The 23389-nt window shown below is 44.0% G+C and carries 19 protein-coding genes and 1 pseudogene; 12 read left to right on the top strand and 8 right to left on the bottom strand.

Features of this window, described 5'->3' with window-relative positions; translation table 11 throughout:
- The first annotated feature begins 428 nt into the window (after positions 1-428).
- Together H6G89_RS31990 and H6G89_RS31985 are read left to right on the top strand one after the other, a co-directional pair.
- Positions 429-653 carry a hypothetical protein gene (locus H6G89_RS31990; RefSeq protein WP_190514060.1) on the top strand — a complete coding sequence of 75 codons (225 nt, stop codon included), beginning with the start codon at positions 429-431 and terminating at the stop codon, positions 651-653.
- Positions 654-734: 81 nt separating this feature from the next.
- Positions 735-2540 (top strand): protelomerase family protein, encoded by a 1806-nt coding sequence (locus H6G89_RS31985; protein WP_190514059.1) that lies wholly within the window; start codon positions 735-737, stop codon positions 2538-2540.
- A gap of 58 nt (positions 2541-2598) precedes the next feature.
- Here H6G89_RS31985 and H6G89_RS31980 read toward each other — a convergent pair whose 3' ends face one another.
- The 3 genes from H6G89_RS31980 to H6G89_RS31970 are packed head-to-tail and all read right to left on the bottom strand — an operon-like array spanning position 2599 to position 4678.
- A complete protein-coding gene (locus H6G89_RS31980) occupies positions 2599-3360 on the bottom strand; it encodes a hypothetical protein (RefSeq protein ID WP_190514058.1) in 762 nt (253 codons plus the stop codon).
- Positions 3344-4165, bottom strand: coding sequence for a hypothetical protein (locus H6G89_RS31975; protein WP_190514057.1), 822 nt, complete (start codon positions 4163-4165; stop codon positions 3344-3346). Before H6G89_RS31975 ends, H6G89_RS31980 begins: the two co-directional genes overlap by 17 nt.
- Positions 4166-4180: 15 nt before the next feature.
- Positions 4181-4678 (bottom strand): hypothetical protein, encoded by a 498-nt coding sequence (locus tag H6G89_RS31970; protein WP_190514056.1) that lies wholly within the window; start codon positions 4676-4678, stop codon positions 4181-4183.
- Positions 4679-4817: 139 nt separating this feature from the next.
- Between H6G89_RS31970 and H6G89_RS31965 the strand changes: the two genes are divergently transcribed.
- From H6G89_RS31965 to H6G89_RS31940, 6 genes are all read left to right on the top strand, one after another.
- On the top strand, positions 4818-5171 hold the full coding sequence (locus H6G89_RS31965) for a hypothetical protein (RefSeq protein WP_190514055.1): 354 nt from the start codon (positions 4818-4820) through the stop codon (positions 5169-5171).
- Positions 5168-6472: a relaxase/mobilization nuclease domain-containing protein gene (locus H6G89_RS31960; protein WP_190514054.1), complete on the top strand. Its 1305-nt coding sequence runs from the start codon at positions 5168-5170 to the stop codon at positions 6470-6472. The genes H6G89_RS31965 and H6G89_RS31960 overlap by 4 nt, the downstream gene beginning before the upstream one ends.
- Positions 6473-6632: 160 nt before the next feature.
- Positions 6633-7355, top strand: coding sequence for a hypothetical protein (locus H6G89_RS31955; RefSeq protein ID WP_190514053.1), 723 nt, complete (start codon positions 6633-6635; stop codon positions 7353-7355).
- Positions 7356-7468: 113 nt separating this feature from the next.
- Entirely contained in the window at positions 7469-8326 is an 858-nt protein-coding gene (locus H6G89_RS31950) for a ParA family protein (protein ID WP_190514052.1), read from the top strand.
- On the top strand, positions 8326-9492 hold the full coding sequence (locus H6G89_RS35380) for a ParB/RepB/Spo0J family partition protein (RefSeq protein WP_242060217.1): 1167 nt from the start codon (positions 8326-8328) through the stop codon (positions 9490-9492). Before H6G89_RS31950 ends, H6G89_RS35380 begins: the two co-directional genes overlap by 1 nt.
- Positions 9493-9530: 38 nt before the next feature.
- Positions 9531-10454 carry a hypothetical protein gene (locus tag H6G89_RS31940; protein WP_190514051.1) on the top strand — a complete coding sequence of 308 codons (924 nt, stop codon included), beginning with the start codon at positions 9531-9533 and terminating at the stop codon, positions 10452-10454.
- 7 nt (positions 10455-10461) lie between these two features.
- Here H6G89_RS31940 and H6G89_RS31935 read toward each other — a convergent pair whose 3' ends face one another.
- The 4 genes and pseudogenes from H6G89_RS31935 to H6G89_RS31920 form a co-directional block, all read right to left on the bottom strand.
- Complete coding sequence (locus tag H6G89_RS31935; RefSeq protein WP_190514050.1) at positions 10462-11328, bottom strand: pentapeptide repeat-containing protein; 867 nt, start codon at positions 11326-11328, stop codon at positions 10462-10464.
- Positions 11329-11669: 341 nt separating this feature from the next.
- Positions 11670-12371 (bottom strand): IS21-like element helper ATPase IstB, encoded by a 702-nt coding sequence (gene istB, locus H6G89_RS31930; protein ID WP_305082330.1) that lies wholly within the window; start codon positions 12369-12371, stop codon positions 11670-11672.
- Between the two features lie 499 nt (positions 12372-12870).
- Positions 12871-13923 (bottom strand): annotated as a pseudogene (istA, locus tag H6G89_RS36620) (IS21 family transposase); the annotation flags it as partial.
- Between the two features lie 179 nt (positions 13924-14102).
- Entirely contained in the window at positions 14103-14747 is a 645-nt protein-coding gene (locus H6G89_RS31920; protein WP_199337054.1) for a hypothetical protein, read from the bottom strand.
- A gap of 260 nt (positions 14748-15007) precedes the next feature.
- Between H6G89_RS31920 and H6G89_RS31915 the strand changes: the two genes are divergently transcribed.
- From H6G89_RS31915 to H6G89_RS31900, 4 genes are read left to right on the top strand one after another with little or no spacing between them, the layout of a single operon-like run.
- Positions 15008-16522: an ATP-binding protein gene (locus tag H6G89_RS31915; RefSeq protein WP_309230144.1), complete on the top strand. Its 1515-nt coding sequence runs from the start codon at positions 15008-15010 to the stop codon at positions 16520-16522.
- Entirely contained in the window at positions 16522-19305 is a 2784-nt protein-coding gene (locus H6G89_RS31910) for a Z1 domain-containing protein (protein WP_190514048.1), read from the top strand. The genes H6G89_RS31915 and H6G89_RS31910 overlap by 1 nt, the downstream gene beginning before the upstream one ends.
- Positions 19302-20309: a PD-(D/E)XK motif protein gene (locus tag H6G89_RS31905; RefSeq protein WP_190514047.1), complete on the top strand. Its 1008-nt coding sequence runs from the start codon at positions 19302-19304 to the stop codon at positions 20307-20309. Before H6G89_RS31910 ends, H6G89_RS31905 begins: the two co-directional genes overlap by 4 nt.
- Positions 20302-22074: an AIPR family protein gene (locus H6G89_RS31900; RefSeq protein WP_190514046.1), complete on the top strand. Its 1773-nt coding sequence runs from the start codon at positions 20302-20304 to the stop codon at positions 22072-22074. Before H6G89_RS31905 ends, H6G89_RS31900 begins: the two co-directional genes overlap by 8 nt.
- Before the next feature lie 43 nt (positions 22075-22117).
- On the opposite strand, the gene H6G89_RS31895 is transcribed toward H6G89_RS31900, so the two are convergent.
- Positions 22118-23389, bottom strand: coding sequence for a DNA cytosine methyltransferase (locus tag H6G89_RS31895; protein ID WP_190514045.1), 1272 nt, complete (start codon positions 23387-23389; stop codon positions 22118-22120).

Here is a 23389-nt window from a genome sequence, read left to right as displayed (position 1 = left end):
TAGAGACAAACTCAATATATGCTGTCTACAACGAATAAAAATTCCTGATTTTGCCTACGTTAAGTACGTTGAAGACAGCCAAAAGCGGACTATATATAAGAGCCACAAATGGGACAGTCTAATTTACAGAGAACGATTTTGCGCCATTCTAGACTTCTCATGTTTGAGCACCCAGTCGCCAAAAATGGGACAGTTGCTTCTAAAGCTTCACTAACGACCAAAATTTTTCCGCTGCTAATATCAAGCCTATTAGACCCCTATCAGAGGTTTTGAAGTCATACACTTGAGGCGATCGCATAATTGAATTGCATTGAACATGGATTGCATATTGATTTGTATATGGGTTTTAGCTAGAATGTATATGCATTCAAAAGGCATCCGCCAAACGCCAATCTGACCGGATGCCCTTACCTTCTTGAGGTTCTCTTATGCTATCAACTCTTACCAAATTCAAGCATTCCGTCTCTGTACCAGTCTCTCTGCCCACCTCTGCTATTGAGCAAGCAATCCAGTTCCTTAAGCTCTACAACCTCTCTGATGACCAACAATTGACGATTAAAGCGGCAATCGATGAAGTGGCTCTACAACGCAATTGCTTTAGACAGCAAGCAGCTTGGTGGCTCAATAAGAAGGCTTTCCCTGAAATCTACTAACACCTCTACGGGGGACACTTCTTGTTCCTCTCCTTATCCAACCCAATTCACCCTACAATCAATTCAATCTGGAGATTTACTATGGGTAAACGTGGCTGGCTCAATCATTTGATCGATAACGAGTACATTCCTGCACTCTCTCAATTAGAAGACTCTCCAGATGGAGTGGCTAAGGCTCAACAACTTGCTCTATCGATTCGTGATGCTTGGGCAGCGAGGGGCGCTAAGGAACTCAAACAGCAACAATCCCTCATGGATCAGACTCGTAGAGCAATTAAGGACAAACTGGGTGAAAATCATTTCTCGCTGAACTATATCAATTTCACTAAAGCTGAATACACTCAACTCAATGAGGAAAAACAAGGCCAGGTCGCACGAAGGAACACTCAATGCATCATTCTTGACCCTGGTAATGTCAACGCCTTAATCACCAGATCGGTAAACCTGTTACAGTCCCCTGAGTGGACTGATGTAGCAGCGGCACTGGCGGTACTCACCGGACGACGATCAACCGAGGTAATGGCAACGGCTGAATTTACCCCTAAAACTCAGTACAGCGTGATTTTCAAAGGCGCATTAAAAAGAAGGGGAGAGGAGCAAACTTTGAGCTTTGAAATCCCTACCCTTTGCCAAGCAGAATACGTTCTGAATGGGCTTAAGCGGTTGCGAGGCTTAGTAAATGTGGAAGGTAAAACCAGGGAGGCTATTAATGCTGAGTATGGGCACAAGGTCGCTGACGCTTGCGATCGCCACTTCGCTGATCTCATTCCCAACCGTCCAGGCAAAGATAACCTCTACAGTCATTTGTTTCGAGCAATCTACGGCACGATCGCCGTCTGGTTTTACTGCCCTGTGAATGTGGATGCAACTGAGTTTAAGGCACATTGTCAGGGGCATTTTGCTGTATTAGATGAAAAAAATCCAGAACTACGGCGGAAACTTGCAAGTTCACGGCACTACAGCGATTTCAAAATAGGGGATGGTAAGGGCAACATTGATGGGCGGCAGGGCATTCATTTGGATTGGCAAGGGGTGGAGGTATTAGAAGTGTTTAAGGAAGCGGCTGACGCACCACAACCTACAATCACTGAGAAGAAACATCGCTCTAGTCTCCGGATCTGGCGAGAAGATCATGATGCTGTAGCAGAAATTTTGAGGCAATTTGAAGGCAAAACGCAGCAAGACAAGGTATCTGCTTGGATTGCATGGTCACAAAAGCAGTTGCCTATGCAATCTGCAGTAATTGAGCCGGAAGAAACTATTTCTGGTGAGGTGGGGGAGGAGATCGCTTCTCCTGCTGACGCCATACCTGCTGAAACGGAGGAAACGGAGGACGTAGAAAAAGCTGACTCACCGGAATCAATCCAATCCAAAGAACCTTTAGAAAAACCTGTATCGAGTGGATTGGAATCAAAGCTTGATAAGCTCGTCGATGTGATGGCTCAGTTTATGCAGTTTCAGATGCAGATCCAGCAAGCAAACATTCAGCCTGTTGTATCAGCTCAAAGGGCAGCAACAGCAAAGCTAGCTCCATCACCTCAACCTATCGCTAAGACAACTTTTACTGACGAAACAAATGCAACTGAAGAATCAATTAAGGAAAACAAACCCCGCAAGTACAAAACTGGTGAGGCTGACGCGATCGTGAATCGGGCGATCGATGCAATCATGGCTCACAACAATCAACCTGATCAGCTACACGATCTCAAGTGGGAAATTACGATTAATGGTCTCAAAACTTATACCGCCAACCAACGAGTAATTGAGCGGATTGTGACAGAGCGACGGGATGAGATTGACGCTCACCACCAACAGCACCAAATTAGAGCAGGGCATAACAATCGCCACAAGCGCAAACGGAAAATTGGCGATGTAATTCAGATTTAGTCATGAAAGCCCATATATCCATGCTTTTAATACCAGGCAGAGATTATTCATAAGACTTTCAATTCTGAATTCCTAACGCTTTCTCAATGCGCTCTAACTTTGTTAATGTCCATTCCGACCTAGTTGCCACATAGTTCAAGTCCCTGTTAGCAAAACCAAGGCTTAGATCGGGGCTACCTTCATCGTGGGGAATTGACAAAACAACATTAAGAACTAACAGCACGACAATCAACCACTGCACCCACCAAGGCTTAAGGTTCAATTTCTGGCTGCGGTCGCTGATGGTTGTGATTGCAGTTTTGATGTCGCTTAGGCAACTGTAGATCGTCCGATTTTCTGATTTGAGACTGCTGATCGTATTCTGAATTGAGGTGTTGCTCGACTTCAGAGCCAACAATTCGGGCTTCAAGACGCTCGCTAATTCCTGTGAGGGCTTTAGCAATTCGTTGGTTCTCTCGGATAACGTATTCAACACCTCCTCGAATTTCAGCAAGGAGTCTGTCAAACTGCTGTAAGTCTGAGTAAGCGCCGTTTGATTTGATTGCTGCTGTTGGATCAGCGATAGAGCTTGAGACAGGGTAATATTCGTCTGGTTGAAGCTGGCTCCCCATAATTCCTGTAACTCCTTAAACGTCAACTCAGAACTTTCCAATTGAGAGACAATAGACTCTCGAATACGTTCTACTTCAGCGGTAATTACGACAATTCGATCATCTGAAGGCAAGTTAAGCCGCGCTGACCATTTACGAATTAAAGGATCTTGCTCAGGGTCAAACGGATGTGATTGTGAGGATGTACTATTATTAATTTGATTTGCCATTACCGCTACCAGAAATCACTACATTGGAATTAGGGACAAAACCAGTGGACTCGATCGCCTGATAGGTTGATCGAAGGAGGCTTCTAACAGTAGATTGCTCAGTTACCTCGTAGTTTTCCCCCTGGTAGCTCAGCGCCTCGTCGTAGCGGAGACGTTTTCTAAGGATAGTTCCAGCAATCAGGACATTCAAACTTGGTAAATCGATGACTTTGCAATTATGTTCCCGAATCAGCGCCTGCGTATCTTGGTCAGAATCGAAATAGCTCCAATCTTTGAGCTTCCGGTTCTTCACAATCACATGAGGAATTAGATGCCCAAACAGTTTTAGGGAGACATGAAGGCATTGGGCGCTGTCATACTCACCAGTAACAACAAACCATTTCACAAGCTGAATTCCATTTGCCTGAGATAGATCTAGAACTGGAGAGACTTCAAGCCACTTTTCAAATGCAAGATCAACTGCTGCAGGCAAATTCACTACGGCATTCACTTTACGCTTAATTACAGTATTCAAGATCATATTCGGAGCGGTTGCCTGATTTTCATCCTCACTGAAATGAATACCATTACCAGCTTTTCTAATTTCTTGATAGATCCCAGCAAAATCAGGCGTGCGAACATCGCCTTCAAAACCTTCAACAGGAAATCCTTGATCCAAGTAATACTGATAGAGAAGTCGAACGAAAAATGATTTCCCAACCCCTCCTTTTCCACCAGTTGAAAAGTTAATGAAAAGTGGAGAAGGCAGGGCTAAATTAACAGCAGAAGATTGCTGCTTTGTAGCCTGTGAATTTCTAGAATTCATAGTTGCAGATCTCAATTAGTATGCAAAATTAGACCCAGTTTTTTTCCTGGGTTCTGGTAAAAGCGCTTGAATTTCAGTCGTTTCTTCTCCAGATTTCACTTGAGCATCAACAGTTTGAGCCAAAGCTTGAACCGTCGGTGTGGAGCGACGCTCAGAGCAATCCGAAGCCGTTAACACTATTGTAGACTCTAAAGCTTCTTCCGTGGTTGATTTTTGATTCTCTTTAGATTTTCCAACCTTACGCTTCTTCTTAGGCAAAGCTTCAGGATGGCTCTTGAAATAGAAGTAATACTGTCTTAACGTATTTGGATTTATTTTCTCGCTTTCACCAATTAAATCCTGAATTGATTGAGCGATTGCAGTCCAGGTAGCCTTTTCTTTTACAGCTTTGTCAATTGCAGAAAATACTAATCCCACCAACTCATGACAATTAATTTCTGATTGCCATTCTTTTTGTGAATTTAATTTTTCCTCAATTTTCCCAATAAGAGATAGATCAATTTTCTTCGCCATTAGGTTAAATCTCCAATTTCAAGGTGTAAATTCATCTTAGAAAAGTTTCAAAAATATCTTCAAAGACAATACATATTATTTAGTTTTTTTGTGCTCCTCAAAAGTAGACGCTAGAAGGAAGTAGTAGAGACAGCAAGCTGTGGCAGTACCGGATATGAGCAAGCTAAAGCGACCAAGTATCGAGATTTATTGCAGTTCCGAGGATCAAAAAGAAGAAATTAAGGCTCTTGCCCAAGAGCGAGGAATGTCAGTGAGCAAGTTTTTGATCGAGATGGCATTCTCCAACGGACGGGATTCGGGAGCAAGGCGACGAGCAGAGGGAGCATTAGCCAACTCACAGCTTCACTGGAAGCTAGGAGAAATGGCAGAGCGGCTTCTCGATCGCACAGATTTAAGCACAGTAGAAAAAGCAAACTTACATGAACTGATACAGGACACCCGGCGCGAAATTGCATTAAAGCGGCTCCAGTACCGAGCACAGGAGATTTTATGAATATCGAGTACAACAATGGCAGCGACCCACTGGGATTGTGTCAGTACCTGCTCAATCCGAAAAAACAACGTGACGAAAACGACAATCCCATTATCAGTACCAACATGTCTGGACGAGATGCGGAGGAGTTAACAGAAGAATTCAGGTTCAGCCACAAGACAAACCCTAATGTCAAAATCACAATGCGCCACCTTGCAGTTTCGTTTCAGCCTGGAGAGAAAGTTAGTCAAGAGAAGTTTGCGAGAATCTTCAAAAGAATTTATGAACTAACTGGGCACCAGGATTGCCTGTATGTAAACGCTAAACACTACGACAAGGAGGAAAAGCTGGAGGTGGAGCATGGGCATGGTGCAGTTTCTGCAGTTGATAAAAATGGCAAGTGGGTAGATGATGCCTACATCGTTACTAGACTGAAGTATGGCTTGGGAGGGGAGAAATCGGTTCAGGAACAAATAGAGGAAGAATTTAATCTGCAACCCTACACATTTAGGCCGGAACGAGAGCGCAACAACCTGCCAACGGGCGAATATCGAATGAAGCAAAGACTGAGTATCGAGCAAACCCCAACCGAAAAACTTTGGGAGCAAATTCGAGAGGCAACTGAGGATAAACCGACCTTTGCAGTAATGGCAGCCCGGCTGAAGACTCGAGAAGTAGGCGTTCGGTTCAAGGAAATTGATGGCAAAGTTATTGGAATCAGTTTTGAAATTGACGGAGCTTTGAGAAAGGGTAAAGACCTGGGGCGGCAATACAGTTTTATTGGACTACAGCGCAACGATTTCGTCCAACAATACGATGACAGCCAACCTCAACAATTACGGGACATTCAGAAAGCATCACCTGACGAGTGCCAACGTTTTCTTGACACTCACTTCGAGCAATATCAACAGCTTGAACACGATCGCTTACACCAGGAGCACATCTTTAATGGTAAAAGACCTAAATATGGAAGTGCTCAATGGAAGCGAGCTAGAGCAATACTTAGCTACCTCGAAGATCGAATGAATGAGGTGGAGAAGACTGAATTAGAGGACAACTGGCTATCCGCCAAATGGAATGAGGAAACACAACAGATTATTGTGGTCGAAAAGGAAAAGCCCAACCAAGTTCTTCTTCAAGGAGAAACACGGAATGAGAGCGATTGGGACATCCTGCACGCCGATATTTCTTTAGAGCATTGGCAGCATTTCCAGAGAGGGATCAAGGAAACAAAGATTGCTCAAGAACAAATGCAATATCAATCTCTCTTACGTTCCACCAATAATCAGAGTCAGGAACACATTGGGATCGAATTAGAGTAAGTCCATAAAGGTAAACCTGGAATGGGTAATTGAAGGAGGCAATGTAGAAAGTCAAGTATTTGAGGATTAAAGTTAATCTTTCCAAGTAAGTGAAGAACCACCTCTCCAAAAAGACTTTGAAAGTTGATTATCTTTAAAGAAGTCGAGTTTGACTTTAGTTATGCTGAAGTGGACCAAAGCAGTATATCAACCTAACGGTAACAGCTTGAAAGTTGTTTATCCGGATCAACTTCACGATCCAAATGTACGTGCATTTTTGCGAACTCAAGAACTTTGGGATGAAAGTCAAGAATATCGACTGTCAATTCGCAATAGGCTCAACACACCCCATTTTTGTTCCCTATCTAAAACAAAGCGATATTTGAGAGGTCGTGAAGAATCATCAAACCGCCACAGAAGCAGAGTTGATGAATTACTGACTCAACTTCAGAAACAAAATTTTTTATTTGGGTACAACAGTTTTGATGATGGAAACCAAACATTTGTACCATTGTTTAGAGGCAAAGATTATACATGGACGAAAGAAGTGACTCGCACACTGTCAAGCACAGCTCAGTGGCGGCACGATGTCTTTGGAGCAGAACTATCCCACCGACATACGGAGCGCCACCCTTGGGTTGCGATTGAAGTAATCGATACTCATTTTCCAGATGACATAACAATGGAAGCATGGTTAAAGATTAGCTCCGAGTTGCCCTACTTTATACTATTTGACTTTGTAAAACGGAAAAATTATTTTCTGAAAGTGAATGAAGATAAGCAGCAGGTAAGAGTCATTTACTTCATCTATGACGGAGCAATGTGGAAGTCAGGCTTTCGATGGAATGAGTGTAGCTCCGCTCTCTTCAAGGAGAAAGTTAGCAAAGAGCTTTCAGTAGGCTAATGGATAGAGCTAACTGAACACCATTGTTCATCAACACTTAACTGAAACTCGGTGTACTATAACGTTATGGTACAGAGTGATATACTTTAACGTTATGGTACAAACTATTTTTTATGCCCAAAGCTGCTCAGCAAATCAGAATTGCGATCGAGAGCAATACAGGAGGATCAGGGAAAACAACATTGGTGACCCATTTAGCCTACGCGTTAGGGAAGAAAGGGTACAAGGTTGTTTTGATTGACCTGGATCAAAATGGTTCATTAAGCCTGTTTACAGGGGAAACAGCAACTCCTTCAAGGGAACAGTCTCTTGCTGCCGTTTTCGATCCGAGTTTTGATGGCAGTTACCCCCTAGCTCCTATCTGGAAAGAGTATGTGGACAATATTCAGGTTCTTCCAGGTGGCGCAGCGCTAGAAGAAATCGTCCGCAGCCTACATCTCTACGAGCGAAAGTATGAAACCCTTAAGGACAGGCTGGAAGACTACCCTCTTGATGCGGATGTCGTCATTCTGGATACTCCTGCGTCCCTAGAGCCAATGGGGCTAATCGCTCTTGCAGCATCAACCCACGTTTTGGTTCCCTTGAAACCAGAATATAAGGACTCTTTCGGGGCAGCGGGGATGGTCAACTGGTTTTATCAAAAAATAGAAGCTCTTCGATTACGTCCTAAGCCAGAAATTTTGGGGTTTGTGCCATCTAGGGTAAACGTGTCTAAGTTTGCCGCTCATCGTAATTTGCTGGGACTTGATAGCAAAGGTAAACCCAGAACCGACATCGAATTAACCGATACGATCCCCTATCAACTTGAGCAGATGGGGATCACTTGCTTTCCACCGATTAAAGAATCTGGATTCATTTTGAGTGCCAGTGGTACAGGGCTACCTGTACAGATTTATCAACCAGGGGACTCGATCGTGAAGTCATTCGACCCCATCGTGGCGCGTATCATCAATCTACTGAAAGGGAAGTAATGCCAAGACCAAAGCCGATTGGAGCCAGCCAGATTTTTGCTGAGGCTGGGCAAACCCAAAAAGTTCATCATTTGTCGAGTCGGGTAGAGGAACTGGAGGCTGAGATTGTACGCCTCAAAAGTCAGGAACTTGCCACCCAGGAAAAATTGGAACTGGAAGCAAAAATCCAGGAATTAACACAGCAACTGTCAGCACAAGGCGGGGTTCAAGAAATTGAGATTGCACGCATGGAGCGCAACATTTTTCAACCCCGGCAGACATTTCCGCAGTCTGAGCTTAAGGCATTTGCAGAACTGTTAAAGCAGGAGGGGCAGCACACTCCGGTCATCCTGTTTCCCTGGAAAGAAGGCTATTTAATTTTTGACGGCGAGCGCCGGTGGCGGGCAGCTCCTCTCATCCCATGGACAACCCTTAAGGCTGTCATCATTCCACTGGAGTCAGAGGAGATTAACCTCCAGGAGATTCAAAGTCAGGCGTTATCTACCTCCATTCATCGGAAGGATCTACACCCTCTTGATTTAGCAGAGTGTCTGATCAACCAAATTGTTTATCGAAATCCCGAGATTGAGGAGGAACGAGATCGCATTCCAACAATGCTCAATACTTGCCTGCAACGCCTGAAGCGAAATAAAAAGCTTTCGGAGTTAACCGCTATCACTACTGCCTCCAGGGAGGAGCAACGGGAATGGCTAGAATCCATTGAGTTAAAACAGGATGCAGAGCTAAAAATCTTTCAGGCACTGATGGACTACCAACTAAACCCAGCTTCCATCAGTGCCAACGTGTTTCCGATGCTGGCGATCGCCGACGACCTTAAGGAGATCGTTCGGGAATTTGGCTTAGATGCCAGTAAAGTACGAGAACTAAACAAGCTTTCTGCTGAGAAACTGAATTTGGATGCAGTAGCGGCAGCAGAGGTAAGAAGTCAGACAGCTCGAAGGGTTGCAGCAGAAAACTTATCGCTAAGTGAGACCCGTGAGTTAGTCAGTGACTTGCTCAAAACCCATAATAGCGACAACTCGGCTATTCGTAGTCCCTCCCAACGAGTGATTAAGAGTTTACAGTCTATTTCAGTGGAAGACTGGCAAGCTGACGAGATCAAAGCCTTGAAACAAGCACTCAAGGCGAAGCTTGCAGAGCTTGAACAGATCTCAAAAGCAAAATGATGTTTCCCATTTCTTTCTAGCGTTGCTTAGTAGCCCGTATGTATCTATCAGAGGATGCCTTCATTGAATCAAGATCAATTCGCGATCGCCAACTTGCTGAGATTGAAAGCAATCGGGCAGAGGAGATTTTGCATAAGGCAAAAGCTTTAATGTTCGCGGTTTGGCAAGGGCAAGGATTAGCACTCACAGGGCAAATCGCAGAATTCTATGAAGTGCCATTGGACACGGTGCAAACAGCAATCAAGGTTAACCGGGATGAGTTTGAGTCTGATGGGCTAAAAACCCTACGGGGGAAAGCTTTGAAGGATGTGATGTCGATATTCGACATCAGTTCCCGAACCCCCAATTTAACGGTTTGGACTCCTCGCGCTGCTCTGCGATTGGGGATGTTGTTGCGAGATTCAGCGATCGCCAAACAAATCAGAACCCTTCTGATTGAGATGGTGGCTCAAGGGGGAGGGCAAAGTTCATCGGCACGAGAACTAGAGCTTCAAGTTGAGCTACAAAAGCTGAAGCAACGCTATCAGGACACAGGCTGGGAAATTGTGCAGGCAACTAGTCCTGCCATGCTCGCCTTTATTCGAGGTGAACAGCCATTAGTGAGGACGGAAATTCAATATGTCGATCGGCGAACTGGTGAACCGTTGGGCAGAACCACATACCGAATTCTTGCTCAACTTGTTGAAGATGTGGGGTTACAGCGAAATTCGACAGAAGACCAGCAAAGAGTCAAAGAAATTTTGAAGCAGGAACGTGGGGTAGATTGGGAAACTGGAGCAGGATTGGGTCCAGGCTTTTTCATTGCCCGCCCACTAGTGATACCGCAGGAGCTTTACGAAGACTACCTCTATATCGTGGCAAGGCACATTTACGGGGATCAGGTTTTGTCTGGATGGAGATATGAACAGCAGATTCTTCCTGAGTTTCTAAAAGAGAAAGGCATTTTACCTGGGGATTACTAAGTTGAGTTTACAAGCCCTTCTGTAGTAACGATTCAACCAAGTTTCGTGCCCGTTTGAACAGTTCTGCAAGCTCCCCTTGTTTATAGATACCGTTCTGCGGACAGCGGTTCTGTTGATCCAATCCCCAGTAAAAGTACTCACAGATGGCATCATCTAGTTGAGTAGCAGCATCAATATGCCAGTCTTTCAAACAAGCACCTGTAAAATTTGCAGAGATAAAGCTAGATTCCAAAGCTTCAACTCTATAGAGATTAGCATTGACGAAATTCGCTTTCGCAAAGTCCGTACCACTCATATTGGCTCGACTAAGATCGGCTTCACTAAAATTAGCTCCAGTGAATTCAGAACCGCTAAGATTGGCACTTCCAAGGATTGCTTTGTAGAAAACTGCTCCATTACTCTGAATACCACGAAGATTGGACCCAACTAGCGTGGACTCACTAAAGTCAGTATTGCTCAAATTAGCAGAGGAGAGATCAGACTCCCATAAACGCGACTGCCTGAAATTCACGCTAATTAGATTTGTTCCATTGAAATTAGCGTAAGTAAGGTTAGCTTTACTAAAGTTTGCCTCTTCCAAATCTGCTTCATTAAAATTACATCCCTGACAGCGAGAGTTGCTGAGATCAGCCTTGCACAGAGCAGAATAACTGAAATCAACTTCAACAAGCCCAGCATCGCTCAGGTTTGCACCACTCAAGTCAGTTCTGCTGAGGTCAAAACCACTCAAGTTCACATTACTGAGATCGGCCCCACTTAAATTCACTTCATAAAAATCATCACAAAGTTCCTCGCTTTCATCCATCATCTGTCTCCATTCATTCCATTTGTCAGCCCCCTGAATAAGCATAGCCAAGTGTTCTTTGTCCGCCATCTCGATCCCCTTAAAACAATTACTTCGGATACTTCAGAGAGTCCTTTCCATAGTGGCAGAAAGATTGCTGTCTAATGTCAATTACCTTGCTCGATTAATTTGAATTCACCTTGTCCGGTTAAATGACTCAAAGGAATTGTCGCGTTAGGGTGACAACTACTCATCGACACTACAAAGAGAAACTAAATTTGGACTAAAAACGGACTGTAGTATTGACACTACAGTCTGCTCAACCCAAGTTAAATTGTGAATCAATAACACCAGAGTTATGATTCTGAGGTGGAGTAGTTGCTCTTGTTGCAACTAGTCAAAGCTTCAATTGCAGATCGCACCGTTGCAGGCTACGTCGGTTGAACCCGTTCTAGTGCAGATTGCTTGCGAAAACTCTCTGCTTGAATGTCAACAATGAGCGCATGATGCACTAATCGGTCTACGGCAGCGACCGTCATGGTGGAGTCAGAGAAGATCGCATCCCATTGGCTAAACGGCTGGTTTGCCGTGACCAGTAAACTCTTACGCTCATAACGATGAGCGATGAGTTCAAAGAGCACACCCGTTTCTGCCTCACTCTTTTTGACGTAGCCTAAATCATCAACGATCAGTAGATCGAAGCGGTCTAGTTTTGTGAGAATTGCAGGCAATTGCAATTGCAGTTTGGCGTATTGCAATTGCTGGACAAGGGTAGTCGCCGAGAAAAACTTAGCTCGCTTGCCGCACTCAATTGCAGATCGTCCCACTGCAGCCGCAAGATGGGTTTTTCCAACACCACTTGGACCTAGTAGAATTAGGTTCTGGGCTCGCTCTAACCAGCTAGCATCTTGGCTTAATTGTATTAAAGGAGCTGGATTGAGAGTAGGACAGTGCTCAAAGTTGAAGGTGGTAAAGCTTTTTCCAGTTGGCAGTTGTGCTTCTGCTAGGGCCCGTTGCAACCTCACTTGTAACTTTCTGTCCGCCTCTAATTGACACAGTGCTAGCAAGAACTGAGCGTACGACCAACTCTCCTGAATTGCTTTGGTTTCCAGGCTTTGCCAGTGGTTGAGCATATGGGACAAATGGAGTTGTTTGAGCAGTAGGCTCAGACTCGGGTAAGGGTTGCTCTCCGACAGGTAAGGGGTTGGTGTTGGGGGTGGGGGTGTTGGAACTGAGGAGTTGGTCATACTCGGATAACTTGTGTTGCTGAACATCAACGGTGGGCAGCGCAGGCGAGGAGAGCAACTGGAAGTGCTGCTGTAAGCGGGCGAGCGTCAAACTGCCTCGTTGTAATTGCACCTCAAGGTAGTCTGCCACTGCCGTCTCCTTATCCTGGGTGGCGGCGATGTAGAGAGCCTCCACCATCACTTTGGCAGCACTATCCGCATCAAACTGTTCGCTCATCTGTTGCCAAAGACCTCGCCATTGCTCGGTGGGCAAGATCTCCTGCTGCCAGGTGCAGTACAAAAAGGCTCTCGGTTTACGGCGTAGTCCCTCAATGATGTGGCGATAGTTGATGCACCGAGCCCGTCGGTTAGTGCCGCTACTAGCCCCTCGGACACGAACCAGTTCAACCACTTGCTGCTTACCCACAAAGCCTACCAACCGGTCATGGTAGAGATGAACGGTTAACTGTCGTCCAATCAGTCGCGACGGCACACTGTAGAGAACACAGCGCACCTCAATGGTGCTATAACAACTGACCTTGACTAGGACTTCCTCATAATCGGCAAAGCGATACTTGGGCAATGGTTGCAGGTGGTGTTTCTCCTCCTCAAACTTCGTTGTGCATTTGGCATTAATCGTGGCTACAACCTGCTCGATGAACTTCTGATAGCATTGCACTGACTCAAAATCAAAACTGCCACGCAAATACAACTGTTGCACCAGCCTGCGCTTGAAGTGTCCATGCGGCGATTCAATCGAGCCATTCTCATGGGCAAGACCTGTGTTGTTGCGCGTCGGTCGCATCCGATAGTGCTCACACAACTGGTCATAAAAGCGAGTTAACGGCTTGTAGCGTTTGCCTGCCATGTTGCGATACGCCGCACTCAAAGAGTCGGTGCGATGTAGCTGTGGTGCTCCTCCACAGGCGTTAAGAGCATTCTGCAATCCTTCCGACAAACCGATAAAGCTTTCCCCGCCTTGAATAATCTGCACATACTGCCAACCGCTGTACGCTAAGCGGTAGTGGTAGAGGATGTGCTCAAAGAGTTTGCCATTGATCGTAATCTCGACCCCCTTTAACTCGGTGAAGTCGGACAATCCCATTGCTCCAGGGTCATGTCGCAACTGGAACATCACAGCTTTGGGGTCACCATAGAGGGTTTTCCAAGTCTCCACCCGTCGTTGCAGTGTCCGCAAGGTTTGCTCATACTGCCCTGGATATTTGTTAGTCAGATATTCGTATAAGGTCGTTGGCTCTAAGCGGGGTTCCCGCTTGAGCATTGGTTCTAGTTCACTCTCCCAGACCCCGGCAAGTGGGTCGGGGCGGGTGCGCCACTCGCGCTCTTGTCCGTACTTTGGTTGATGCTCTCCCTGCTCAATCCGTCTGCCACTGCGTTCACTAAAGCCAGCGATAGCAGCTGATGCTTGTTGCGTGCACCCTTCTTCCCTTGCTCGCATATACACTTGAACCTGATAGGTTTGAATATATGTACCTGGCACTGTAGATCTCCCTGCAAATCCTTGGGAGTTCTTTAGTGCTTTTTTTAGTCTTTGACCAGACCAAGTAGACCTTGCGATCTAACCTTGGGTTGCAATCTCATAACCGGTCAAGTCGTTACTTTTCGATCCAGCCAAGGTTATTGTCGCCGAACAGATTGCACAGGACATTGACCACAGTTTGGAGGGCGGCTTTTAGTACAAATCTGAGCTGCTAGATCCAACAGAGCATAGTTATAGTTGACTGGTTTTTCAGGGTCAATCAGAGAGGCAATCAATTCTCGAAATTTACGGTTACGTCGGGAAGAGTCCTTCACCTCCAATCCGAACAAACGACCTGTTACACGGACTGTGTTTGTATCCACAATTGCATCAGGTAGCTTCCATGCAAAACATCGAACAGCACTGACGATATAATCACTTACCCCTGGAAGGCTATGCAGGTCCGATTTCTTAGAGGGAATTTTTCCATCAAAACGACTAACGAGAGCTATAGCCATCTCATGAATTAGCCGGGTTCTCCAATGAAGTCCAAGGGAGTAAAGCATTTCACCCACTTCCTCCTCAGTCGCTTCACCTAAAGAGGCAATGTCAGGAAAACGCTTAATAAAGTGTTTATATACTGGAACAACCTGCTGAGCCTGGGTTCGATGAAGCATCACTTCAGCCATCAGGATGTAATACGGATCATCGGTAAAACGCCAGGGAAAAGGACGGAAGTGTTCTTGCCCCCATTCAATCAGTTTTTGTCGGAAGTTGAACACGTCCATGCCATAACTATCCAAGTATCTGTTGTTATTTTTACACTTTCACATCTAACAGATGCCTGACAGGTAGCCGTAGAAAGGGCTTAAGGACACAATTAAAGAAAGTTTTTTATACACTGAATAGATCGGGCACTATCAGTAGAGGCTGAGATGAATTTGAAACAGCAGCATCGAGAGCCATTTAGGGAATTATATATTTCAGAATCTTAAGGATCTTCTCCAAAAGGTCGTTTTGTCTGGTAGCAATTCTCAGTCAACTAATCAACGCCTTTATAATCGTGGCAAATCAAACTAATGATAGTGCATATGATTTAGTTGAGCCTCGTGCTTCAGCAATGATTGAGTCATTACGAGCATTCGGTTATAACCTTCAAACTGCGATCGCTGATATCATTGACAACAGCATTTCAGCAAAAGCAGAGAAAATTTGGCTAACCTTTCATTGGAATGGTTCTGATTCCTACATATCAATTGAAGACAATGGAAAGGGGATGACAGAGACGGAGCTGGTCAACGCAATGAGACCAAGCAGCCAGAGTCCTATGGAGATCAGAAAACCGGATGATTTAGGACGTTTTGGTCTAGGTCTTAAAACAGCCTCGTTTTCTCAATGTAGAAAACTCACGGTCAGATCAAAGGCTTCAGGTTACAGTGTTGCAACACGACAATGGAACTTAGATTACGTTACCCAAACTGGGGAATGGCGGTTACTTAAATCATTTACTGCTGAAACACTCAGCAAGCTTTCTGATTTTAGAGAGAACTCGCAAGGAACAATTGTCTTATGGGAGCACCTAGACCAAATTGTGGGTAGTACAAGGGTAGATGACCAGAAAGCCCATAATCGATTTCTTGAACTTATAGAAGTAGTAGAGAGACATTTAGCTATGGTGTTTCATCGGTTTCTGGAGCGTCATAATCAATTGCGCCTCTGGATAAACGATGCACCTGTCGAACCCTGGAACCCATTCCTACCTAACGAAAAAGCCACACAGAATTTGCCGGAAGAACGATTTCAGATAGAGGAAGACAGCCTGTTAATCAAACCTTATGTGTTACCTCATCACTCTAAAATCAGTCAACAAACCTATAACAAAGCAGCAGGTCCAGATGGCTGGAATGCTCAACAAGGGTTTTATGTTTATCGCAACGAAAGGCTGCTTGTGGCTGGCGATTGGCTGGGACTTGGTTTTCAGAAAGAGGAGCATCACAAGCTGGCTCGTATCGAAGTTAACTTGACGAATTCAATGGACAGTGACTGGAACATTGATGTCAAAAAGTCTAGAGCGCGTCCACCTGCATTCCTTAGATCGGACCTCAAACGTATAGCTAGGCTAACGCGTCAGAAAGCAATGGAGATTTATCGACATAGGGGAAAAGTTGTTGCAACAACGGCAGCAGAGGAATATATTTTCCCTTGGGAGAGAAGAGTTAAACATGGAAAAATTTTTTATCTCATAAACCAGGAGCATCCTCTGATTAAAGAGGCTTTAAGAATAGATGGGGAGTTTCAGCAAGTTATACGAGCGCTGATTCGACTGCTTGAAGAAACAGTGCCTGTACAACGAATTTGGCTTGACAGTTCTGTTGAACCTGAAAAGCATAGTCAACCCTTTGAAGGGGATCCACCAGAGGAAATTGTAGAGGTAATGAGGCAGGTTTATCAGGCAATGATAAAAAACGGCTTAAAGCCAGAGGATGCCCGCAGCCGTTTGGTTAAGATGGAGCCTTTCCAACGTTTTGAAGAGCTGGTGAACAGCTTTGGTAAGAATCTGGATAAAGGAGACCTGTGATGAACGATTACGACATGGCTCGCCAACTTGTTCAGGTTTTTCTGAAGGCAGAGCAAAAAATTCCTACTCGTGAAATTATCCAGGAGAGAGTTAAAGCTGTTCTCAGTATGCTGACTAGTCAACAGGGTCGAGCTGTTGAGATTGATGAGGAGAAGCTTATTCGAGAGATTCAAACACTCGTAAATATTCAGATGGGTATAGGAACCATACTGGATAGCGAAAAAGGTCATGTTCCCTGGTTGTCTGATCGAAATAGCGAAATTAACTGGGATTTTTGGAATCGTTATGTGCGTTACCTGGAAGAAGAAAAAGGATGGGCACCCGCCACGATTACTGGATTGGACCGGCTGACAAATGACGTTCTTGAGCGATTGGAAGATCCCCAGCGACCAGGGGCATGGGATCGAAGAGGAATGGTAGTTGGGCAAGTTCAATCTGGTAAAACCGCAAATTACACTGGTCTTGTCTGCAAGGCAGTTGACGCTGGGTACAAAGTGATAATAGTACTTGCGGGACTAACTGACAGCTTGCGAAGCCAAACTCAAATTCGTCTAGATGAGGGCTTTCTGGGTTTTGACTCACGAGTGTATAGAGCTTTTGATGAGAAGAAAAACTCCTTTGTGGGTGCAGGAACAATTGCGATTGGAAAACCCTTAATAGCCCATTCAGCAACAAGCAGTGATCAAAAAGGTGACTTTAATCGAAAAGTTGCAAATCAATTTGGAGTTCTTCCTGGTGGGCAGGACCCACTTGTTCTTGTTGTCAAAAAGAATAAATCTGTGCTCAATAACTTGTTCAACTGGGCATTGAGCAGCGTTCGAGGAATTGTAGACGAGGAATCAGGAAGACGTATTGTTAGAGGAGTACCTTTACTGGTTATAGATGACGAAGCTGATAATGGATCAATCGACACAAATCCACTTGTATTTGATGATGACGACAACATTATTGAGGATCATGATCCTACAAAGATTAATGCATTAATTAGAAAGCTACTGTATAGCTTTGAGCAAAGTGCTTATGTAGCTTACACTGCTACACCATTTGCAAACATCTTTATTCATGAAGAAGCACGTACAAATCAATGTGGAGACGACCTTTTTCCACGTAGCTTTATCATTAATCTACCAACACCATCAAACTATGTAGGACCAGCACGTGTATTTGGGCTTGAAGCAGATGCACAATCTGGGCTTGAAGCATCAGAAGGGTTACCAATTGTCAGGTTGGTTAAAGACCACGAAAAATGGATGCCAACAGCACACAAGAAGGAGCATGTTCCTGGTGAAATTCCCGAATCCTTGTATAAAGCGATCAAATCATTTATTCTCTCGTGTGCAGTGAGAATCGCACGAGGACAGGAAAAAGCACACAACTCTATGCTTGTGCATGTAACTCTTCTTACAAGTGTTCAGGAAAGAGTTGCAGTTCAGGTTCAGGATGTATTGACCTCTATACAGAGGCGGTTGCGATATGGAGATGGTAACGCCCCCAAACAGTTAAGGGACGAGTTCAGGCAGTTGTGGGAATCTGATTTCCTACCAACGAGTGAATCTATGATGCATGAGTATGCTATACAGACTGTTTGCTGGGAAGAAGCCGACCTTCTGCTGAATCAGGCTGCATCCAAAATTCAGATCAAAAAAATTAACGGTACAGCAAAAGATGTTTTGGACTACAGCGAACATAAGAATGGACTAAGTGTTATTGCTATTGGGGGAAATAAACTTTCTCGGGGTCTAACTCTAGAGGATCTAACTGTAAGCTATTATCTCCGCCCCACAAGAATGTACGATTCATTGATGCAGATGGGAAGGTGGTTTGGCTACAGACCTGGTTACCTTGATCTTTGCAGGCTGTACACAACAGATGAGCTTGTTCAGTGGTACAAGCACATCACTGTTGCAAGCGAAGAACTGAGGCAGGAACTGGATTATATGGCTGCTGAAGATGCTACACCCGAAGATTTCGGACTTAAAGTTCGTACTCATCCTCAAGGACTAATGATCACTGCGGCTAACAAAATGAGATCGGGGACAACCATGCAACTCTCCTATACCAGAAGCCTGAGTGAAACAACAATTTTTTACAAGAATGACGAGATAAATGAGCAGAACTTTAAAGCCACAGATGAACTTCTAAAAACTCTTGGAAAGTATGAGGAAAAATCCAAGAACTACCTGTGGAGAGAGGTTTCTGCTGATAAAGTCATCGACTTTCTCTCAGCATATCAGTCGCATCATGATTGTAGGCCAGCAAACACAACACTTCTTGTTCAATACATCAAAGCTCAGCTTCCTCGTAAAGAACTTGTCTCGTGGACAGTTGTTCTCATATCCAATGAACAAGCCAAAAAAGATAGAAACACCTACGTCATCGGTGGGCACGAAGTTGGATTAACAGAGCGAAAAGATAGCTCTTCTGAATCACCTCACGAATATCGCATGAGCAAATCTCACCTATTGAGTCCTACCGATGAATGGCTTGATTTGTCAGCTGAAACACAAGAGGAAATTCTTGAACTAACTCAACAGAAGAGAGAGAAAGCAGGAAAACCTCCCATGAAAAGTAAAACTCCTGACGGAAAGATAATACGTGAGAAACGGGACAAGAGAAACGGCTTATTGCTGCTTTATCCACTAGACTCAAAAAAAATAAAGAGCATCACATCTCCTGTCCCTATTGTTGGTTTTGTAATGAGCTTTCCAAAGAGTACATCGGATATCCCGATCGAGTACAGAGTTAATAACACTCGTTGGAAAGAGGATGCTGGGCTATTGTGATAGTTCAAGATACCTGGACACTACTACAGGAAGACTCAGTCAACGTAGACTCTGGCTACATTAGTCGTCGGTTTTTGCCTGAGGTTCCATACGATGTCTACCTGGCCATTGAGAAGCCTTCTAATACACGATTGCTTATGATTCGGGTAAATGCTTCATCAGCAGGAAGAAGCACTGCTTACCCAGCTTCAAGTGGTTTTGAGGTCAGGCGTGCAGTACTGCAAGGAGACAGTCCTGCTAATATCACCCTTCAACTTGTGCTCATCAACTCTCGATACAGCGACATTTTTACCGTTCTAGTACAGGATATTATCGACCACCTTGCTTCCATTAATGATGAAAGAATTGCCGTAACTGCTTTCATTGAGCGTTTACAACGCTGGCAGATATTTCTAGAGAAACATAATCCCGAGGGATTGAGTGAAGAAGCACAACAAGGACTGTATGGTGAACTTTGGTGTCTTCGTCAGCTAGTAATCCCGAGCTTTGGAGTTCAGGGAGTACGATGCTGGACTGGTCCCCATCGAGATGCACAGGACTTCCAATTCAATAATCTTGCTATTGAAGTAAAAACTACTGCTACAAAACAACCTGAAAAATTAGCTATTTCAAACGAACATCAACTTGATAATACATCTGGAAAAACTCTTATTCTGCTACATCTTGCTCTTGATGCAAGGCATGGAGAAGGAGAAACCCTTCCAGAAATGGTTGAAAGTATCAGACTGATTGTTGACAGTGAGCTAGCTTTTAGAAAAGCATTTGAAGCTCTTTTGTTTGAAGCTGGTTATCTTAACAGCCACTCTGCACGCTACGAGCAATCTAGGTATACAGAAAGAGGAAGAAGCTACTTCAAAGTTGAAGAGGGCTTCCCCAGAATTATTGGGTCGAATCTACAACCTGGAATTGCAGAGGTACGCTACACAATCAAAATATCCCACTGCAAACAATTCTCTGTTTCAGAATTTGAGTTCTTGTCTCTGCTTGGAGGCAAGAATGAGTGATGATGCAGATTTTTCTCAATTTGCAGAAAACTTTAGACAGGAAGTTATTAATAACGCTGAGGGCGGTAATGACAACGGAGGTGCTTCTTTTCGAGAGGACGAATTTACACGACTCATGGTTGAGTACCTCACTGAGGCAGGTGAAATTGAAGATGGTCACATCTGTTATCACAGTGCTCGTGGTATTAAAGTTAATGGCTACAGCATTCTTGAGGAGGAAGATTGCCTTGACTTATTTGTGTCAATTTACACACAATCTATCCCTCCAGTAACCGTTCGTAAAGATGAAGTAGAAGCCGCGTTCCGCAGACTGCTTGTTTTTCTACAACAAGCAGTCAAAGGTTATCACAAGTCCATAGAGGAAGCATCATGCGTGTTTGATATGGCTCAGTTGATTTATAAACTGAAGCATCAATTGAGTCGAGTTCGGCTATTCCTTTTTACTGATGGACTTACAACTGTAAAACACAAACAGAATCTAGTTAAAGATGGTATAACGTATTCCTTCAACATCTGGGATATTCAAAGAACATATCGATGTGTTACTTCAGGACAACAAAGAGAAGCAATAGAGATCAACTTTCAATCTCAATACGGTTTTCCAATTCCATGCCTTCCGATGCCGGAATCAAATATTGACTACAATGCCTGCCTTGCAATTATTCCTGGCGAGATTCTTTGTAAACTCTATGAAGAATACGGATCAAGGCTACTTGAGCGTAACGTACGCTCTTTCTTACAAGTTAGAGGAAAAGTTAACAAGGGAATTCGCCAGACAATTCTTAAAGAGCCACATCGCTTCCTGGCTTACAATAACGGAATCTCAGCAACTGCTGAAGAAGTTAGATTTGTTGAACTGCCCGATGGTGGACAAGGAATCATCTGGTTGCGCGATTTGCAAATCGTCAACGGTGGGCAAACTACTGCATCAATTTACCAGGCAGCCAGAAAAGATAAAGCTGATATCTCTAAAATCTATGTTCAGGCAAAGCTTACTATAGTAGCCCCTGAGCAGGTAGACGAAATTGTACCGCTCATTTCCCGGTATGCCAACAACCAGAACAAAGTAAGCGAAGCTGATTTCTCTGCCAATGATCCTTTTCACGTCAAAATTGAGGAGTTTTCCCGCACCGTTTGGGCACCTGCTGTAGACGGAACACAGAGACAAACTCGCTGGTTCTACGAAAGAGCAAGAGGGCAATATCTTAATGCAAAAGGCCGTGAGTCAACCCTAGCAAAACAAAGAGCTTTTACAGCGATGCACCCAGTGGGACAGAAGTTTACCAAGACGGATCTAGCCAAATTTGAGCAGACATGGGAACAACTCCCTCATATTGTGAGCTTAGGTGCTCAGAAGAATTTTTGTAGGTTTACATTGCGTATAGCTGAACGAGATGGAGTAGAAATTGATGAAAACTACTTCAAGCGTCTTATTGCAAAAGCCATTCTCTTTAGAGGCACAGAGAAGATTGTTCAAAAAGAAGAATTTGGTGGCTATCGTGCCAACATTGTCACCTATACTCTTTCCTACCTCAGCTATAGAGCTGAACAAGATGTTGATTTATATCTGATCTGGAGACAGCAGAGTATTCCGGAAGCTTTAGAGCAATCTATTGTGATGATTTCTAGACGTGTTCACCATGCTATTACCAACCCCCCTGATGGTCGCAATGTAACAGAGTGGTGCAAGAAGGAAGCCTGCTGGAAAAGTATCAAAACAATTAGTATTGAATTGCCATTCAAAGGATTAAATGGAAATCACTAACCACTAGATTTCTGTACCATACTCAAAATTATACAGACATTCATCAGATTACATTAAGCTGAACTTTGCTACCAAAAGTAATATTTTGAATCAAGTTCTCCGATTGTCTGATTAAAGATCTCAAATGTTTGACAAGTTTTACAATCGGCTTCGCAACTGCTCTTGCTAGAAGAGGAGGAACTGAATTACCAACAAGCTCAAACATTCTTGTCATCGGTGCATCAAACACAAAATCATCTGGAAAACTCTGTATTCTTGCAGCTTCTCTAACAGAAATACTACGATTTTGTTGAGGATGAATATAAGCCAAACAGTCTTTTCTCATGTGGGCTGTTAAAGTCCATGAAGGCTCCTTCCAGGACAGTCGTTTGTATTTATCATCAAAGCTATCCCATTTGTAACGCCGCATATTTTCGGGTAAGTCAAGATATTTCTTTCCTTGTCCCAACATGGCAAAACAGATCATGTCTACTGGATTATGGGCACGACAGATATGGTTCATAACCCCATCGGGTTCTTTCAATTTTGCTACTTCTTTCCGCATTAACTCCTGATAGCTGGATTGGGGAGCGCAGCGGTATGGTTTTTTAGTATCTAATTGTTTTGGACCGCTGCTTTTTTCCTTCAAAGGAATGTACGGCGGAGTTAGAGGCAATAAGTCACTAATTGCCTCCTCTACAGAAATTGGATTATGCCTTGATGGGCGTGGAAAAACATACTCTACATCCAGATCCTCACGCACCCCGACAATGAAAAGACGTTTTCTAATTTGAGGTACTCCATACTGCGATGCGACCAACACACGATAATAAACTCTATAACCAGGGTATATTTTGAGCTTGCGTCTTCTGCCTTTTTCAAGCTGTTTGATGATTTTCCGAAAGATAGGTTTTTCCTCTAAAAAATCAACGTTTTCCATCACGAAGAACAGAGGCTGAAAATATTCCAGAGCATCAACAAAATATCTGTAAAGGAAGTTTCTAGGATCTCTCTCTACATCTCTATTAAGAGATCTCATTTTGCCAATTCCAACTCTCGAAAAGACTTGACAAGGAGGTCCACCAATCAAAATATCAACATCTCCTGGATGAAGTCCAAGCTTAGGGAACTTCAGCTTAGTAATATCTGTTGGCGGCAGCTTGACAATACAGTCAGGAAAATTTTTGTGGTGTGTTTTGATTGCATAAGGATTGGAATCAACTCCTCCTAAAATTTCACAGCCAGCACTCTGAAAACCAAGACTCATTCCCCCTGCACCACAAAAGAGATCCAGGACAGTTGGTTTAATTCGCTTCTGTCTCTTATCTTTCAACAT

This window comes from Oscillatoria sp. FACHB-1407 (genome assembly GCF_014697545.1).
In the GTDB taxonomy this organism is placed as follows: Bacteria; Cyanobacteriota; Cyanobacteriia; order Elainellales; family Elainellaceae; genus FACHB-1407.
Note: the sequence above shows the minus strand (reverse complement) of the source record. Positions and strands in the feature narration are given on the sequence as shown.

Excerpts from the sequence above, each read along its gene's own strand:
- H6G89_RS31990 (WP_190514060.1), top strand. The coding sequence starts at position 429 with ATGCTATCAACTCTTACCAAATTCAAGCATTCCGTCTCTGTACCAGTC.
- H6G89_RS31985 (WP_190514059.1), top strand. The coding sequence starts at position 735 with ATGGGTAAACGTGGCTGGCTCAATCATTTGATCGATAACGAGTACATT.
- H6G89_RS31980 (WP_190514058.1), bottom strand. The coding sequence starts at position 3,360 with ATGGCAAATCAAATTAATAATAGTACATCCTCACAATCACATCCGTTT.
- H6G89_RS31975 (WP_190514057.1), bottom strand. The coding sequence starts at position 4,165 with ATGAATTCTAGAAATTCACAGGCTACAAAGCAGCAATCTTCTGCTGTT.
- H6G89_RS31970 (WP_190514056.1), bottom strand. The coding sequence starts at position 4,678 with ATGGCGAAGAAAATTGATCTATCTCTTATTGGGAAAATTGAGGAAAAA.
- H6G89_RS31960 (WP_190514054.1), top strand. The coding sequence starts at position 5,168 with ATGAATATCGAGTACAACAATGGCAGCGACCCACTGGGATTGTGTCAG.
- H6G89_RS31955 (WP_190514053.1), top strand. The coding sequence starts at position 6,633 with ATGCTGAAGTGGACCAAAGCAGTATATCAACCTAACGGTAACAGCTTG.
- H6G89_RS31950 (WP_190514052.1), top strand. The coding sequence starts at position 7,469 with ATGCCCAAAGCTGCTCAGCAAATCAGAATTGCGATCGAGAGCAATACA.
- H6G89_RS35380 (WP_242060217.1), top strand. The coding sequence starts at position 8,326 with ATGCCAAGACCAAAGCCGATTGGAGCCAGCCAGATTTTTGCTGAGGCT.
- H6G89_RS31940 (WP_190514051.1), top strand. The coding sequence starts at position 9,531 with ATGTATCTATCAGAGGATGCCTTCATTGAATCAAGATCAATTCGCGAT.
- H6G89_RS31935 (WP_190514050.1), bottom strand. The coding sequence starts at position 11,328 with ATGGCGGACAAAGAACACTTGGCTATGCTTATTCAGGGGGCTGACAAA.
- istB (WP_305082330.1), bottom strand. The coding sequence starts at position 12,371 with ATGCTCAACCACTGGCAAAGCCTGGAAACCAAAGCAATTCAGGAGAGT.
- H6G89_RS31910 (WP_190514048.1), top strand. The coding sequence starts at position 16,522 with ATGAACGATTACGACATGGCTCGCCAACTTGTTCAGGTTTTTCTGAAG.
- H6G89_RS31900 (WP_190514046.1), top strand. The coding sequence starts at position 20,302 with ATGAGTGATGATGCAGATTTTTCTCAATTTGCAGAAAACTTTAGACAG.
- H6G89_RS31895 (WP_190514045.1), bottom strand. The coding sequence starts at position 23,389 with ATGTTGAAAGATAAGAGACAGAAGCGAATTAAACCAACTGTCCTGGAT.